This is a genomic window from Dyella tabacisoli (genome assembly GCF_003350925.1).
Classification (GTDB): domain Bacteria; phylum Pseudomonadota; class Gammaproteobacteria; order Xanthomonadales; family Rhodanobacteraceae; genus Dyella_C; species Dyella_C tabacisoli.
Genome location: NZ_KZ857173.1, coordinates 930,789 through 943,797 on the forward strand (window position 1 = coordinate 930,789; position 13,009 = coordinate 943,797).

Annotated in this window: 14 protein-coding genes; 7 read left to right on the plus strand and 7 right to left on the minus strand. The window is 59.9% G+C overall.

Annotated elements, in window-relative coordinates; all coding sequences use genetic code 11:
* The first annotated feature begins 253 nt into the window (after nt 1–253).
* The 3 genes from DVJ77_RS03975 to DVJ77_RS21380 all read left to right on the plus strand — a co-directional run bounded on the left by DVJ77_RS03975 (nt 254) and on the right by DVJ77_RS21380 (nt 3,203).
* Complete coding sequence (locus DVJ77_RS03975; protein ID WP_114844128.1) at nt 254–2,374, plus strand: M13 family metallopeptidase; 2,121 nt, start codon at nt 254–256, stop codon at nt 2,372–2,374.
* Nucleotides 2,375–2,529: 155 nt separating this feature from the next.
* Nucleotides 2,530–2,886 carry a hypothetical protein gene (locus DVJ77_RS21375; RefSeq protein WP_225427779.1) on the plus strand — a complete coding sequence of 119 codons (357 nt, stop codon included), beginning with the start codon at nt 2,530–2,532 and terminating at the stop codon, nt 2,884–2,886.
* Entirely contained in the window at nt 2,883–3,203 is a 321-nt protein-coding gene (locus DVJ77_RS21380) for a TonB-dependent receptor (RefSeq protein ID WP_263853804.1), read from the plus strand. The genes DVJ77_RS21375 and DVJ77_RS21380 overlap by 4 nt, the downstream gene beginning before the upstream one ends.
* Before the next feature lie 51 nt (nt 3,204–3,254).
* Here DVJ77_RS21380 and DVJ77_RS03985 read toward each other — a convergent pair whose 3' ends face one another.
* The 3 genes from DVJ77_RS03985 to DVJ77_RS03995 all read right to left on the minus strand — a co-directional run bounded on the left by DVJ77_RS03985 (nt 3,255) and on the right by DVJ77_RS03995 (nt 5,373).
* Nucleotides 3,255–3,521 (minus strand): acylphosphatase, encoded by a 267-nt coding sequence (locus DVJ77_RS03985; RefSeq protein ID WP_114844130.1) that lies wholly within the window; start codon nt 3,519–3,521, stop codon nt 3,255–3,257.
* 62 nt (nt 3,522–3,583) lie between these two features.
* Nucleotides 3,584–4,090 carry a TlpA family protein disulfide reductase gene (locus tag DVJ77_RS03990; protein WP_114844131.1) on the minus strand — a complete coding sequence of 169 codons (507 nt, stop codon included), beginning with the start codon at nt 4,088–4,090 and terminating at the stop codon, nt 3,584–3,586.
* Nucleotides 4,087–5,373: a YihY family inner membrane protein gene (locus DVJ77_RS03995; RefSeq protein WP_114844132.1), complete on the minus strand. Its 1,287-nt coding sequence runs from the start codon at nt 5,371–5,373 to the stop codon at nt 4,087–4,089. Before DVJ77_RS03995 ends, DVJ77_RS03990 begins: the two co-directional genes overlap by 4 nt.
* Before the next feature lie 96 nt (nt 5,374–5,469).
* On the opposite strand from DVJ77_RS03995, the gene wrbA reads away from it, so the two are divergent.
* The 3 genes from wrbA (at nt 5,470) to DVJ77_RS04010 (ending at nt 7,638) form a co-directional block, all read left to right on the plus strand.
* Nucleotides 5,470–6,072 carry an NAD(P)H:quinone oxidoreductase gene (wrbA, locus tag DVJ77_RS04000; RefSeq protein WP_114844133.1) on the plus strand — a complete coding sequence of 201 codons (603 nt, stop codon included), beginning with the start codon at nt 5,470–5,472 and terminating at the stop codon, nt 6,070–6,072.
* Nucleotides 6,069–6,419, plus strand: coding sequence for a DUF2069 domain-containing protein (locus tag DVJ77_RS04005; protein WP_114844134.1), 351 nt, complete (start codon nt 6,069–6,071; stop codon nt 6,417–6,419). The genes wrbA and DVJ77_RS04005 overlap by 4 nt, the downstream gene beginning before the upstream one ends.
* A gap of 160 nt (nt 6,420–6,579) precedes the next feature.
* Nucleotides 6,580–7,638 carry a hypothetical protein gene (locus DVJ77_RS04010; protein WP_114844135.1) on the plus strand — a complete coding sequence of 353 codons (1,059 nt, stop codon included), beginning with the start codon at nt 6,580–6,582 and terminating at the stop codon, nt 7,636–7,638.
* Nucleotides 7,639–7,659: 21 nt separating this feature from the next.
* Here DVJ77_RS04010 and DVJ77_RS04015 read toward each other — a convergent pair whose 3' ends face one another.
* Both DVJ77_RS04015 and DVJ77_RS04020 read right to left on the minus strand, forming a co-directional pair.
* The gene (locus DVJ77_RS04015; protein WP_114844136.1) at nt 7,660–8,295 is read right to left on the minus strand and encodes a LysE family translocator; all 636 of its coding nucleotides are present in this window, start codon (nt 8,293–8,295) and stop codon (nt 7,660–7,662) included.
* Nucleotides 8,292–9,176 carry an NIPSNAP family protein gene (locus DVJ77_RS04020; RefSeq protein ID WP_114844137.1) on the minus strand — a complete coding sequence of 295 codons (885 nt, stop codon included), beginning with the start codon at nt 9,174–9,176 and terminating at the stop codon, nt 8,292–8,294. Before DVJ77_RS04020 ends, DVJ77_RS04015 begins: the two co-directional genes overlap by 4 nt.
* A gap of 95 nt (nt 9,177–9,271) precedes the next feature.
* Here DVJ77_RS04020 and DVJ77_RS04025 point away from each other — a divergent pair, with 95 nt between their 5' ends.
* Nucleotides 9,272–10,234 carry a helix-turn-helix transcriptional regulator gene (locus DVJ77_RS04025; RefSeq protein ID WP_114844138.1) on the plus strand — a complete coding sequence of 321 codons (963 nt, stop codon included), beginning with the start codon at nt 9,272–9,274 and terminating at the stop codon, nt 10,232–10,234.
* A 116-nt stretch (nt 10,235–10,350) separates the two neighbouring features.
* Here DVJ77_RS04025 and DVJ77_RS04030 read toward each other — a convergent pair whose 3' ends face one another.
* Together DVJ77_RS04030 and DVJ77_RS04035 are read right to left on the minus strand one after the other, a co-directional pair.
* On the minus strand, nt 10,351–11,577 hold the full coding sequence (locus DVJ77_RS04030; RefSeq protein ID WP_114844139.1) for an ABC transporter permease: 1,227 nt from the start codon (nt 11,575–11,577) through the stop codon (nt 10,351–10,353).
* A 14-nt stretch (nt 11,578–11,591) separates the two neighbouring features.
* Nucleotides 11,592–12,899: an ABC transporter permease gene (locus DVJ77_RS04035; RefSeq protein WP_114844140.1), complete on the minus strand. Its 1,308-nt coding sequence runs from the start codon at nt 12,897–12,899 to the stop codon at nt 11,592–11,594.
* Between the last annotated feature and the right edge of the window lie 110 nt (nt 12,900–13,009).

The window sequence follows — 13,009 nt, forward strand, 5'->3', positions numbered from 1 at the left end:
CCCTGCTGGCAGGGGAGGGCCTAAAAGCGGACACGGGATTTTTTACCTAAGTGTCATGGCGCCGAGGTGCGGTCATAAACTGTCACATCCTCGCCGGAGGCATGCCCCGGCTTGCCTCTTGCCCCCTGACCTTTGACACTGTCTGGCCTATGACTCTTGGCCTAGGGTTAAAAGTCATGTCCGCCACCCCGGCGCAAGTTGGGTAATTGGCCTAAAACCACGCCCGACAGGGCAGTACACCACGAGGATCTCCATGACCAAGCCGTATTTGAAGCCTCTTGCCCTTGGGGTAAGCCTGGCCCTGTCGCTCGCCGCCTGCGGCAAGCACGAAGCCAATAACGAGCAGGCCGCACCGGCCAAGCCCGCTACCGTGGCCGCCACGCCTGCTGCACCGGTCGCCAAGAAAAGCGTGTTCGATGTAAGTGAGCTGGACCCGAACATCAACGCATGCCAGGACTTCAACGGTTTTGTCAGCGCCAAGTGGGTCGCCGCCAACCCCATCCCCGATGACCGCACCCGTTGGGGCGCATTCGACCAATTGGCCGAAAACAGCCTGAACACCCAGCACGACATCGTCGACGAGGCCAACAAAGGCGCCGACAGCGCCAAGGCCGGCACGATCGAACAGAAGATCGGCTGGCTGTACCGCTCGGGCATGGACGAGGCCACCATCAACAAGGCCGGCTTCGAGCCGCTCAAGCCGCAGCTAGAGCAGATCGCCGGCCTGAAAAACAGCGCCGACATCGTTGCCTACATCAATCAGCGCTTCAGCCAGGGCGATAAGCAGGTGTTCGATTTCGGCTCGTCGCCGGATTATCAAGACGCCAAGATGCAGATCGGCTACGCCAACGAAGGCGGTCTCGGCTTGCCGACCAAGGATTACTACACCAAGCCCGATTTCAAGAACCTGCGCGACGCCTACCTCGTCTACATCGCCAAGTCGCTGCAATTGACCGGCGTGGCCGAAGCCGATGCGAAGAAACAGGCCGATGACGTACTGAAGTTCGAAACCCAGCTCGCCGCCGCCTCCTTGTCGCCGGTGGATGCACGCGACCCGAAAAACCAGTACCACTTCGTCAGCGTGCAAGAGGCCAACAAGGCCACTCCGCATTTCGATTGGGCCAAGTTCTTCAGCGCCCAGGGCGTGACCATCGACAAGGGCTTCTCGCTGTCGCAGCCGAAGTTCTTTGCGCAGTTCGACAAGATGCTGGCATCGACGCCGGTCGCGCAGTGGCAGGCGTATCTGCGCTTCCATGCGATCGACGGCGCCGCCAACTATATGTCGCAGGATTTCCAGGACGCCCGCTTCGCCTTCTACGGTGAAACCCTGTCCGGCCAGCCCAAGCAGAAGCCACGCTGGAAGCGCGTGCTGGGTAGCGTCAACGGCAGCGTAGGCGAGGCACTCGGCCAGCTCTATGTCGCCAAGGTGTTCAAGCCCGAAGCCAAGCAGCGCGCCGAAGTGCTGGTGGACAACGTGCGCAACGCGCTCAAGACGCGCATCGAAAACCTCGACTGGATGAGCGCCGAGACCAAGACCAAGGCCATCGCCAAGTGGAACACCTTCCTGCCGAAGATCGGTTATCCCGAGAAGTGGCGCGACTGGTCCGGCCTGGAGATCAAGCCGGATAACTACTACGCCAACGTGGAAGCGGCCGGCAAGTTCAACTACCAGTATGACCTGGCCAAGATCGGCAAGCCGACCGACCGCAAGGATTGGGGCATGACCCCGCAGACGGTCAACGCGTACTACAACCCCACCGACAACACGATCAACTTCCCGGCCGCGATTCTGCAGCCGCCGTTCTTCGATGCCGATGCGGACGACGCAATCAACTACGGCGGTATCGGCGCGGTGATCGGCCACGAAGCCAGCCATGGCTTTGACGACCAGGGCAGCCAGTTCGATGGCGACGGCAACAACAAGAACTGGTGGACCAAGGACGACAGCGCCAAGTTCGTTGCCCGCACCGACAAATTGGTCAATCAGTTCAACGCCTATACCCCGCTCAAAGACAAGCCGGACCTGCACGTCAACGGCAAGCTGACGCTGGGCGAGAACATCGCCGACCTCGGCGGCCTCAACGTGGCTTACGACGCATTGCATACTGCGCTCAAGACACAGCCGGGCAGCGCCGAGCAGAAAGTGGACGGCTATACGGTCGACCAGCGGTTCTTCCTGAACTGGGCGCGCGTGTGGCGCGGCAGCGTGCGTGAAAAGCAGGCGGTCGTGTACCTCAATACCGATCCGCACGCACCCGCTTCGCTGCGCGCCATCGGTGCGCCGTCGAATATGGAAGCCTTTGCCACTGCGTTCCAGTGCAAAACGGGCGATGCCATGGTGCGTCCGGCCGACACCCAGGTGAAGATCTGGTAAGTCGCTAAGTTTTATCGGTGACACGAAGAGCCACGCCTGGCAACAGGCGTGGCTCTTCGCTTATTGGACACCCCCGAAGCTACCTTGCGTCGACCGAGAACCACGTCGTCGATACCCAGCCGTTGCCGCGGGTAATCCAGCAGGCGATTCAAGCCGTGAATGCGCAAGCACAATTGGATCGTTGCGTCGCCAGCGGCGATATCACTTCGCAGGCGTGCACCGGCATTCATCGCAACGCCACCGGCAATATCGACAGCTTCAACAACACCCTGCAAAACCTCGGCAGCGTCAACACTAGCGGCTTCGATTTCGGCGCGGTCTGGCGCGGCCCGCAAACCGGCATCGGTCAGTTCAACGTGAACTGGCAAAACACCTATGTGCAAAAGTACGAGGCGAAAAACGAGCTAGGCGCCAGGGAGCCACGCAGCGTAGGCCTGGAGCTGACCGACAGCGGCATCCCGCGACTGACGTCGGTGCTGGGTACGGCTGGGCCAAGGGGCCGTGGACGGTGAATTACAAACTGCGCTACTTCAGCGCACTACGCGAAGATTGCGCCAGCGCGGCTGGTTTCCCGATCTGTTCCATGCCGAACGAAATCGCACCCAATCGCCCCAATGGCACTCATCACCTGGGTGCGGTGACCTATCACGATGTGCGCGCAAGCTGGAAACTGCCGGTCGATCTGGATCTGACTATCGTCGGCGGCATCAACAATCTGTTCGATAAAAAGCCGCCCATCTGCCTGTCTTGCTCATTGAACGGCTATGACGCCTCGACCTATGACCTGCCGAGTCGTTTTGCCTATGTGCAGGCCAATTTGAAGTTCTGATACGCCGCTTACTCCTCTCCTGCGCGCCATGCGCAGGAGAGGATAACCGCGTCAACCGACTACAAAGCCCGATGGCGGCGGCATCTGCACATACTCCTGCGACACCGCCTCGACCTTGGCTGCCGGCGGCCCATGCCATAGCCAACGCTCCAAAGCCTCGATGGCCTGCCCACTGCCGCAGGCGAGTACTTCGACACTGCCATCGGCCAGATTTTTGGCGTGGCCGGTGAGGCCAAGCTCCAGCGCTTGCTCGCGGGTACTGGCGCGATAAAACACGCCTTGCACTCTACCGCTGACAATGAATTTGACTGTGCTCATGGCAAACTCCGTCGCCGTGTATACCTGCGTGACACTACTTTTACCTCTAGCGAACACCGACATTATTTGCCGGCAGCCACCTTACCAACGCCGATGACTTCACTAAGTGAAGCTTCTGTGACAGGACCGACCACCCGCTTGGCAACCTTGCCGTCGGGTGCGATCACATAGGTCGTAGGCAAGCCACGCGGCTCGTCGAAATCGGCAAGCTTCATGTCCAAGGTGACTTGAGCAATCGGATAGTTCACCGGGTGTTTCTTTATAAAAGCCTGCACGTCGGCCTTATCGCTATCTTCATAGGCAAGGCCGATCGCACTGACTTTGTCTTTGTGTTCGGTGACGAACCTGGAAATATCCGGCATCTCCTTGATGCACGGCACGCACCAGGTCGCCCAATAATTGACGATGACCCAATGACCACGCTGCGCGGCCAGATCGTAGGGCTTGCCATCTAGCGTGGTGATCTTGAGCGTGGGCTGCTCGGGCATGGCCGCCTGGGCGGGTGCGCTTATCGCAAGCGCAGCAGCCAGCGCCATCATCATGGGGGCAAAAGATTTGAACCGTTTCATCTACAGACTTCCTCGGAATCGGGTGATAACAAAGCCGGCGGGTAGGCGTGATCGAGCTGTGTGCCGAAGTTGACGCTAAGCGCATCCCCCACGCCAGCGAGCAGACCCATCAGCTCGGCGGGTAGCTGGATGCCCAGCGCAGCGGCCTCCTGCTCTGGCTGCAATGGCAGACGATAGTTGGTGTGGCGATACACGCGCAGCAGATCCGTGCTGTCCAGGCTGCGGCTAAGCAACCAGCCGCCGGCCTCGCCACGCTGAATCAGATCGGCATTGCGCAGGTTGTCGAAATATTCGGCAATCGAAGCGCTATGCAGATAGGGCTCGCGCATGCGCACGGTCGCCGGATCGACACTGCACCCCGTGCGCTGCGCCTCGACAAAGTGACCCAGCACCACCAGCAGGCCGAGAAACTCGGCACCTTCGGGCAAGATTTCATGCGGCGACTGATAGTCGAACGCGGATATCGAGGCGGCAATCGAGGCGCCAAGAATCACGATGATCCACGACAGATAAATCCACAGCAGAAAGATCGGAATCGCCGCCAGCGCGCCGTAGATCTGCTGGTAGGTCTGCGCGTTGCGCACGAACAGCGCAAAACCCCAGCGCGCGATCTCGAACAACAACGCGCCGAGCAACGCACCAATCGCCGCATCGCGCCGCGATACGCGGCGATTGGGAATCACCGTGTACATCAGGCACAAGGTGATGAAGGTCACCGCGAACGGCAGCAAGCCAAGCAAGCGGCGGCCCAGGCCCAACTGCCCCACCGCCTCATGCAGCAACGGCAACGCGGTGACATAAGAAGCCACCGCGATGCCGCCGACCATCAGAATCGGGCCCAAGGTCAACGCCGCCCAATACAACAGCAGGCGCGAGCCCCAGCCACGCGGTTGGTGTACCCGCCAGATCCGGTTCAGGCGGTCCTCGATACTGACCATCATCGACACCGCACTGAACAACATCACCAGAATACTGATGCCGGTGAGCTGGCTGGCGTGGTTGGCGAAAGCCTCCAGCGCCTCTTGCACCTTCTCGCCGGCCGCCGGCACAAAATTGGTGAAGACGAAATCGATCAGGGTGCCGCGCTCGCCGGCAAAGACCGGAAACGCCGCAAACATGGCAAACACCGCCACAATCAACGGCACCAGCGACACCAGGGTGGTGTACGACAGCGCGCCCGCCGTCTCGAAGCACTTGTCGTCCATAAAGCGCTGCCAGGCAAAGCGGCTGAAACTGAAAATGCGGTCGCGATCGTAGTGCTTGCGGTTAAAACGCAGGGCCATGGCTTATCCTTCGGCGGCTCCGCCCGCACGACGGCAGCCTGAGTGGTATCCGGCCGGTACACTAGCGCATTGCCACCGGATGCCCCAAACCACCGCATGAACCAAACCATCCTGGTCCTGTACTACAGCCGTAGCGGCCATACCGCCCAACTGGCCCGATTGATCGCCCGCGGCGTCGAAGAAGTACCCGGCATGAACGCCCGTTTGCGCCAGGTGCCGCCGGTGGCGCCGGTGACCGAAGTGGCACAGCCGCCTGAACCCGAAGACGGCGCACCCTATGTCAGCAAGCAGGATCTGCTCGACTGCGCCGGCCTGGCCATGGGCAGCCCGACCCGCTTCGGCAATATGGCCGCGCCGCTGAAATACTTTCTCGACAGCACCGGTGCGGAGTGGGCCAACGGCACACTGGTCGGCAAACCCGCCGCACTGTTCACCTCCACCAGCACCATGCACGGCGGTCAGGAATCCACCTTGCTAACCATGGCGCTGCCGCTACTGCATCACGGCATGCTGCTGCTCGGCCTGCCCTTTACCGAACCGGCACTCACCAGCACCCAAAGCGGTGGCACGCCCTACGGCGTCAGCCACGTCGCCGGCGCCAAAGGCGACAACCCGATCAGCGAGCACGAACGCGAACTGGCCCGCGCATTGGGTCGCCGGCTGGCCGAAGTCGCCCGCAAGCTGGGCAGCGCGGCATGAGTGCGCCCATCGCCACCACCTATCGCATAGGCCTGCTCGCCTGGGCGGCACTACTCGTCTTGCAACTGGCCTGGCATGGCTGGTTGTTTCCGGCCCAATTGATGTCGCCCATGGCGGTACTCGCCATCACGGTGATCCCGCTGTTGCTGCCGCTGCTGGCGATTCGCGATGTGCGCCGCGCGCTACTGTGGGTCGGCATCCTCAGCCTGTTCTACTTCTGCCATGGCGTGGCCGAATGCTGGAGCTCATCGAGCGAGCGCTGGCTGGCACTGCTGGAAATCGCACTTACCTTGCTGTTGATCGGCACGCTGGGTGCGGGCGTGAGGCGCAAACAACCGCGTTCATAAGACGCGTGTGCCCTCAGCCATTACCTGTCATGGACATTGATTTGCCTGCCGCATCATGGGATATAAACCACGCCCCTCGATACAGCAACTAGTTTCCGAGGTGGCCATGGATGCTTAAGCAGCATCCGCGTATCGCCAAGGAGTGCACCGGAGTTAACTCATGGATGAAGGCCAAGCTATTACTCACTGCATGACTCATACCGCCGTGATCGCGCCGAGGTATGGCCTGCACGGCAAGCCGCTAACAAGCTGGACAAAAAAGTGGCTTAAGTGCTTAAAAACAAGCCGCCTCGTCATGGCTCTCGCTGCCTGCCTTTTTCTAGCGCTTGAATCAAACAACACCAGCGCCAAAGACAGCCTTAGCCCGATCGAGCAATATTTCGGCCAACTCAATGATGCCAGCTATGACGACATCGGCCTTTCATACAGAGAAAAAGCAGGCAGCATCAGACGCATTTACGATGAAAGTATTTCCGCCGATCAGCATGCGGAGAAACTGGCGTCCATCAGCGATCACGATCTTAAATTGCTCTACGAATCGGCTCATTTAGCCGCCTTCTATACACACGACCAAAAGTATTTAGCCGATATGCAGCTTGATTTGGCTGAGCTGGTACGAAGAGGTCTGGACTCTGACAATAACTACGTCGACTTGTACGCCACGCTTGTTTCGCAGAGAAAATTCGACGACGCCAGACTGCTCGGCAAACAACACCCGGCTCAAACCTTCAAACCGTTACCCAGCTATCAAGACTTGACCGAGTCCACCGAGAACGGCCCCTCTGTACTGACGTTAAGCGAGGGACAGCACGGTCTTGAAATGAATCGCACGACTGTCGATTTAACCAGCCCAACGACGCAGATCGTTGTCATTTCCCACCCTCTATGCGGCCCATCCAGCCGTGCCATGCATGACATACAGTCCGACCCGGCCTTGAGCAAGGCTTTTATTTCCCATGCGCGCTGGATCACGCCGCAGGACGGCAATGCGAACTTTGACGTACTGGCGCGCTGGAATAACCAAAACCCGGCCTTTCCGATGAGCCCTGCTTATCGGCAGGACGACTGGCCCATGATCGATATTTGGGCGACACCCACGTTTTATTTCCTGCAGAACGGCAAGGTCGTAAAAACGGTCAGCGGCTGGTCCGGGCAAGACAGTCGCCACGAGCTGGAACAGGGGCTACGCCAGATTGGTCTTTTACCGCTGAAGCCTTAAAGCCTGGTTTCCAACACTTGCTCATATACCGCGCCAGCCTTCGACACCAGTAAACAACGCGGCGGCGATCAGCAAAATACCGACCCAGCGTGTCGCCAACATATTGGAGCTGGGTCGTTGCTTAAGCCATGCGCGTACTGCATCGGCGGTCAACGCGATACCGCCGTAAACGACGAACTGGGTGATCGCGATAATCCCCCATAGCACCAGCGCCTGAACCCACAGCGCGCCATAGGCCGGGCGCAAAAACTGCGGAAAGATCGCCAGCATGAATAGATAAGCCTTGGGATTGAGCAAGGCGGTGAACATGCCTTGCCAGAATGTGGCGCGCTGCGGCCGCACCACGGGGCTTACTGAGGCATCGAACCCGGACGTGCTGCGCAGCAGTGAGAGACCGATCCAGGCGATGTAGAGCGCACCGGCCAACAGCACCGCATTGAACACACCGGGAATCAGTTTGAGCAGCATGCCGATACCCAGCGCGGTCATCGTGACATGGCAGACACCGCCGGCCACGATGCCGCCCACTGCCGCCATGCCTTTACGACGCCCGCCACTGAGCGCGCTGCCGAGTACGAAGGCCATATCCAGGCCGGGCAGCGCGATCACCCCGAAGACCACGGCGAAGAACAGCCATAGATGCGCGTAATGGGTCATGGCCCGGCCTGCGCATCCGATAGCCAACGCAGGCGCGAACGCGGCGTCGGGTTCAACTCGATCAACTCCGGCGCCTCGCGCAACAGGCCGGTATCGAGCAAGGTTTGTGCGGCGGTTTTCATCGCGGGCTTGAGCTGGTTCTGCAGCACCTTGTTGTCTTGCACGATACCCAACCAGACCAGCCATGGTCCATCGGTGCGTATCGGCAATTGCGGAAAATTATTCGGCACGTCCAGCGTTACCAAAATGCCAGCCGGGTGCACACCGGCCATGCGGTAACTGGCGAACAGCGCCTCGGCCTGCTGCGCTACGTCGGCTTCATGGCCTTTCTTGATCGCGATGACCTGCATGACCCCAACACCCTGGGCACCCTTTTCCTCAAGCACCGGATCCACCGCCGGCAGCACGGTAACCCCGGTCTCCGGCCGCAACGGATGCAGCAGCATGACGTTATCGCTGTCGGGCAAGATGGCATTGATTTTTTCGCGATGCTCGCGCCATAGCGGTCCGTAATAAAAACTCGCGTTCACCACCGGACGCGCCGGCAAATCTTTGTAGCCGCGCAGCCAGGTGAAGTGATTGGGATTGGCACGCTCCAGAAACTGGCCGAACACCATCGCACCGAGTTGCTCAAAGGCTTCGGGGAAATAGCTATCGAAGTATTTCGCAAAACGAGGGGCCGCACCGTCGGTAGTGGTGTAACGGCGCAACTCGATGACTTGGTAATCGTGCAGATGCTTGATCGTATCCATCGACGGCAAACTCTCGCTGTGATTTGGATGGTCGGCTGACATGGCCTGCGCCGCACCGGCCAGGCCGATGGCTATCGCGGCAAACGTTCCCCACATCTTTTCGTAACTACCACGACGCGCCTTCTTCATAGACTCCCCCTCACTAGCTGTGCTTAGTCGATGCTGGACACGTTACGCGTCAATCAGGACAGTATTCGCCCTGATTAATCATTACACTTCGGCTCATGGCCCTCCCAACCACCCGCGTGCTGGCAGTGCTGGAACTGCTGCAAAGCCATGGCCGCATCAGCGGCCCGGAACTGGCACGCCGGGTCAATGTGGACGTGCGCACATTGCGCCGCTACATCGTGATTCTCGAAGAGCTTGGCATCCCCATCACCACCGAGCGCGGCCGCTATGGCGCCTATATGCTGGTGGCCGGCTTCAAGTTGCCGCCGATGATGTTCACCGACGACGAGGCACTCGCCTTATCCGTCGGCTTGCTTGCCGCACGCAGCCTTGGCTTGGCCGAGGCCGCTCCCGCGGTAGAAAGCGCACAAGCCAAACTCATTCGGGTCATGCCCGAGAAACTGCAGCGTCAGGTGCATGCCATTGAAGAAACGGTGAAGATCCATTTCGCCGGCGCAACCAATACACCAAGCAGCAACGCCGCCCTGATAACGCTGACCACGGCGGCGCAGGCGCAGCAGCGCGTATATATGCGCTATGAGTCCGGTCAGCACCAACACACCGAGCGCGAGTTCGACCCTTACGGCCTGGCCTTTCGCACGGGCGCCTGGTACACCGTCGGCATGTGTCACTTGCGCAAAGATCTGCGCTCGTTCCGGCTCGATCGTATCGAGGACATAAAACTGCTCGAACAACGTTTCCAACGGCCGCCCGGCTTCGATCCACTGGAGCAACTGGCTTTCAGCATTGCCAGCCTGCCGCGCAGCCACGCCATCGAAGTACTGCTGCGCACCGATTTGAAAACCGCACGCAAAGCCTTCTCGCTCGCCTTCGGCCTGTTCGAGCACACCGCCGATGGCGTGCTTCTGCGCAGCAGCGCCGACGACCTCAACTGGTTCGCACGGCAGCTCGCGGCCTTGTCGTTCGATTTTATCGTGCACTCCCCGCCCGAACTGCGCAACGAACTCAAGACCCTTTCAACACGCCTGCAAACACTGGCCAAAACCAGCCGAACGTAGGTTGGCGGTGAGCGCAAGCGAACCCCAACAACCCGTGCATGCAATGTTGGGGTTCGCTTGCGCTCACCGCCAACCTACACGGCCATGACGCCCAACACGCCGACACATCCCCACATTTAAACCGTACGCGTCGCCTCCACCGGCGGCACTCGCGAAGCACGCATCGCCGGCGCCAATACCGCGGCCTGCCCCAGCAATAACAAGGCGACTACACCGCTCAGCACATAGCCGGTCGACAAGCGATTCATCTCGAACTGCGCCATCATCCAAAGATTGAGGCCCACCGCCAACAACGTGCCGACAACGACGCCACCGAAGCTAATCAAGAAGTTCTCGGTAAGAAAATAGCTGAGGATGTCGTTCTTGGTTGCGCCAAGGGCACGGCGCACACCGATCTGTTTGCGTCGCTGCCCGACCCAAAAACTGGTCAACCCGACAATACCCGCGGCAGTGATCGCCAGCAGCACCACGCAAACCACACTCATCAGCTCGACCATGCCGCGGTCGCTTTTGTAAGCCTCCTTGCGCACGTCGGCAAAGGTCCGCACGCCGCCGTCGGGGATAACCCGCAAGCGGCTGATCGTATTCAGCGCTGCAGGTGCGGCCTTGACCACCGCATCGAGTTGCCCCGGCCGAGTGCGCACAATGAAGTTATTGGAGTCGCCGCCGATCAACCACGGCACCAGGGTGCTGTATTGCGATCGCGCATCCTCGCCGGGACTCGGCGAGGGCGCTTGCAAACGCTCGATCACCCCGATCACCGTACTCGGCCTGCCCCCGCGCGTACCCAGATAAAGCGGCTTGCCCAAGGCGGAGCCATTGGGGAAAGCTTTGTCGGCCAGGGCCTTGGTAATGATGATGATCGGCGCATCGGGATTGCCGTTCTGTCTCATCTCACCGATTTCGTCGGGACGGAAATTCCGCCCCGCCACCAGCTTTACCCCCAGCACGGACAGCGCATGCTCGTCGACAAAATAAACCGCGGTCACGCCGACCTGTTCGACCGCGGCAGGATCTTTGCGCACACCACTGGCCCAACCGCCGCCGATCAACGGGTAGGCGTTGCTCGAATAAGCATCGACCACACCGGGGATCTGGCGCAACGCGACCAGGTCGGTCTTGGCCGGGGAGTAGTCGTCGTCTTTCTTGCCGACCCAATGGTTGTCGATCATCAGCAGATTGCTTTCTTCGATACCGGTGGGGCGCGACAAATGCTCAATACGCTCGTGGATGATGAATAGCGCATTGCAGACAATCGCCAACGTCAGCGCCATTTGCAATGCAATGAGGAAGGTGCCGGCTTTGTGGTGCCGCAGCGCGGAGAGAATCGGTTTGATTTGCATGATTTCTCTCGGGCTCAGTTGGATTTTAGCTGCCAGGCGGGCTGCACTTGCGCCGCGCGCCAGGTGGGATAGAACGCCGCAAGCAAGGTGCTGAGTATCGAAACGGCAATCGTCAGCCCGACCAGCGAGACATCGATATGCGCCAGTTTGGCGATCGACGAATCGAATACTCGATCGACGTAAAGCATCCCCAGCGCCGTCAGCAACAGACCCAGTGCGGCACCGGCAAGACCAACCGTGCCTGCCTCGATCAAGAACTGGGCATAGATCGTCTGCTTCGATGCGCCCAGGGCTCGGCGCACGCCGATCTCCGGCGCCCGGCGCATAAACTTGGCCAACAGCAGGCCGGCCGTATTGACCAGACAGATAAGCAGAAAGCTAATCGCGATCAACAGCGAAATCCGCGCCTCCTTAGGTACCACGTGCCGATAACTCAGCCACTGCATCACATCGCGCAGCCGCACATTCGGCGCCCAGCCAAAGCGTCCGGCGCGCTGCTGCTCCGCTGCATAGCCATGCAGATACTGGCGATAGTTGGCCGCTTGTGCCGCAGTAGGCAGCTCCGCCCAGAAAGAGAGCCACACGCATTCGGAATGAAGAAAACTGTCCCAGTCGGTGCCTACGTTGCGATTGCAGATCGTGGCGCCAACGGGTTTCTTTTTCAGATCCATGGCGCGATTGAAGGGTAGATAGATCTGTCCGGCAACGCCGAAGCCACCTTTAATATCCAGATCGAAGAAACGCGGCTTGACCTCCCACCGATCGGTAACGCCAACGATCCGGTAGCTGACTCCATCAAGATTGATCTCGCGCCCCACGCTGTTGGCGCCGCCGAAAATCTTGTCGTTGAGCTCGCGGCCAATCACCACCACGCTGGCGCGCGCCTCATCTTCTGCCGCCGACCAACCGCTGCCGAAGAGGAAGGGCACATCGAACATCGGAAAAAAATCGCCGAACGCCCCATAACCTCGGGCAGGAAATGGAAGCAGTTGCGGGTCGGCGGGAATCACCGAGGACGCCAGCGAATAAAGTGCGGTCTGCCGCTTCGCCTGATGCGCGTGCTGCAGCGCCATGGCGTCGGTATAGGTCATCCATGGCAGCGGCTCGCCCTCGTCATTGCCGTCCTTCCCGTAGTTGTCGACCTGCGCGATAAACAAGGTCGACGACTTTTGCGGAATCGGATTACCCGAGGTGGCGCGAAAAACCGACCAGATCGTCATCGACGCCGCAACGCCGAAACCGATCGCCATCACCATCAACGCCGTCAGCACCGGATTGCGATGCAGACTGCGCAAGCCGAGCTGGAAGTAATAAGCAAACATGCGTGAACCCCTGTGGGACGGGACCTCTTCGACGCGGGTGCGAACGATGGCCATTACCGTGCACAGCAAGCTGCGTGCCAGACCCGTCAATCGCCGCCACTGGCGCTGTA

What these genes read in the sequence shown, in the direction of transcription:
- DVJ77_RS04020 (WP_114844137.1), bottom strand. Translation starts at nt 9,176, where the DNA reads ATGAAGAAGGCGCGTCGTGGTAGTTACGAAAAGATGTGGGGAACGTTT.
- DVJ77_RS04005 (WP_114844134.1), top strand. Translation starts at nt 6,069, where the DNA reads ATGAGTGCGCCCATCGCCACCACCTATCGCATAGGCCTGCTCGCCTGG.
- wrbA (WP_114844133.1), top strand. Translation starts at nt 5,470, where the DNA reads ATGAACCAAACCATCCTGGTCCTGTACTACAGCCGTAGCGGCCATACC.
- DVJ77_RS03995 (WP_114844132.1), bottom strand. Translation starts at nt 5,373, where the DNA reads ATGGCCCTGCGTTTTAACCGCAAGCACTACGATCGCGACCGCATTTTC.
- DVJ77_RS03985 (WP_114844130.1), bottom strand. Translation starts at nt 3,521, where the DNA reads ATGAGCACAGTCAAATTCATTGTCAGCGGTAGAGTGCAAGGCGTGTTT.
- DVJ77_RS03990 (WP_114844131.1), bottom strand. Translation starts at nt 4,090, where the DNA reads ATGAAACGGTTCAAATCTTTTGCCCCCATGATGATGGCGCTGGCTGCT.
- DVJ77_RS04015 (WP_114844136.1), bottom strand. Translation starts at nt 8,295, where the DNA reads ATGACCCATTACGCGCATCTATGGCTGTTCTTCGCCGTGGTCTTCGGG.
- DVJ77_RS03975 (WP_114844128.1), top strand. Translation starts at nt 254, where the DNA reads ATGACCAAGCCGTATTTGAAGCCTCTTGCCCTTGGGGTAAGCCTGGCC.
- DVJ77_RS04035 (WP_114844140.1), bottom strand. Translation starts at nt 12,899, where the DNA reads ATGTTTGCTTATTACTTCCAGCTCGGCTTGCGCAGTCTGCATCGCAAT.
- DVJ77_RS04025 (WP_114844138.1), top strand. Translation starts at nt 9,272, where the DNA reads ATGGCCCTCCCAACCACCCGCGTGCTGGCAGTGCTGGAACTGCTGCAA.
- DVJ77_RS04010 (WP_114844135.1), top strand. Translation starts at nt 6,580, where the DNA reads ATGGATGAAGGCCAAGCTATTACTCACTGCATGACTCATACCGCCGTG.
- DVJ77_RS04030 (WP_114844139.1), bottom strand. Translation starts at nt 11,577, where the DNA reads ATGCAAATCAAACCGATTCTCTCCGCGCTGCGGCACCACAAAGCCGGC.